Here is a 1,266-nt window from a genome sequence, read left to right as displayed (position 1 = left end):
ATATTTGTTATCAACCTTGGTGTTCACGTATAGTACAAAAGATGTGGTAATCAGCTGTAATATACTGAATATCAAGGTTTTATCCAAATGCTTTAGATTATTATTTAATTGATTTTCAATTATTTAACTGTTTTGTCATGTACTAAGAAACAAATTATAAACAGATGAAGGAGTTTTTATATGACAACAGGATCTATTACAACCCCATTGAATTTACAATGGCACACATAGGTGGCACTTGGAAAATCCCCATATTATTGTGTCTTCGGAACGGTTCGGTACGTTATGGTGATTTGAAAAAAGCTATACCTCATATTTCAGACAAAATGCTGTTCACTCAACTACGTGAATTAGAAGATAAAGGTATGCTCACCAAACAAGCATTTACAGAGAAACCACCTCGAGTGGAATATCAACTAACCGAAAAAGCCCGAAAGGCCTTGCCTATAATTGATCAATTGACAGCATACGGCATTTCCCTGATGAAAGAAGCAGGAATCAATTGATACTCAACAATCTGTTTTCAACTGTAAATCCAAAATATTTATAAGCTTGATTTAATTTTCCTTTATATACAAAAAAGTATATAAAAATGGTACTGTGAGCGAATGTGCTTAGGTTTGCAGTAAATAAAATTTTGGAAAAATGGAAAATAAAAAGCATCAAAAAGAGTGGATAACGATTCCCGTTTTACCTTGTTTATCCATATTGGACACCTTATCTTTTTGGGAAACAATGGGATTTGAGATTACCTACAAACAAACCCGCCCATACCAATATGGTGTTGTAAAACGCAATGGATATGAGTTGCATTTTGCCCGAGTCAGTGGAATGGATAAAACCAATAACTTTAGTGGTTGCCTTGTAATGGTATTTGACATAGATAAAGCTTATCAGGAATTTACCTAAGTACATGACAAAACTTTGACACATTTGTTAAATTCGCTTATATCCAGTGTGTTCGACAATGCATGAGCAATCCGAATTAACCCATACTTGAAGAAACTGAAGGCTCTTCTTCCGTGTTTTTGACTTTAATTGTGACAATTTTTCATGTTTGTCTATACCAGCGAGGTAAGCCCAAATAAATGCAATGGAAACAACGGATATCAAGGTAGATAAGCGCTCAAGCTTGTTGAGATGTGTGTCTTCTATGTTGAAACCACTTGTTTTCATGGCCCGGAACATGGTTTCTATCTGCCATCTTTCCTTATAGTTAATCAGTGCTTGGTCCTGTTTGTTGAACGATGCAATGATAACAAATTC

General features: G+C 34.8%; 3 protein-coding genes. 2 read left to right on the top strand and 1 reads right to left on the bottom strand.

All coding sequences use genetic code 11. The annotated features are described in order from the left end of the window. The first annotated feature begins 164 nt into the window (after positions 1–164). Both ALKIM_RS0101190 and ALKIM_RS19725 read left to right on the top strand, forming a co-directional pair. Complete coding sequence (locus tag ALKIM_RS0101190; RefSeq protein ID WP_026473071.1) at positions 165–506, top strand: winged helix-turn-helix transcriptional regulator; 342 nt, start codon at positions 165–167, stop codon at positions 504–506. A gap of 139 nt (positions 507–645) precedes the next feature. After that, positions 646–909: a VOC family protein gene (locus ALKIM_RS19725; RefSeq protein WP_157363691.1), complete on the top strand. Its 264-nt coding sequence runs from the start codon at positions 646–648 to the stop codon at positions 907–909. A gap of 27 nt (positions 910–936) precedes the next feature. Here the strand turns inward: ALKIM_RS19725 and ALKIM_RS0101180 are convergent. Continuing rightward, a partial coding sequence (locus ALKIM_RS0101180) for a transposase (RefSeq protein WP_026473070.1) occupies positions 937–1,266 on the bottom strand: 330 nt, incomplete at its 5' end.

Origin of the sequence: Alkaliflexus imshenetskii DSM 15055, assembly GCF_000517065.1 — a bacterium.
Taxonomy (GTDB): Bacteria; Bacteroidota; Bacteroidia; order Bacteroidales; family Marinilabiliaceae; genus Alkaliflexus; species Alkaliflexus imshenetskii.
This window is presented reverse-complemented; position numbering and strand designations above follow the sequence as displayed.

Bases quoted from the DNA above. Each gene is read 5' to 3' on its own strand.
- ALKIM_RS19725 (WP_157363691.1), top strand. From the start codon at position 646: ATGGAAAATAAAAAGCATCAAAAAGAGTGGATAACGATTCCCGTTTTA.
- ALKIM_RS0101190 (WP_026473071.1), top strand. From the start codon at position 165: ATGAAGGAGTTTTTATATGACAACAGGATCTATTACAACCCCATTGAA.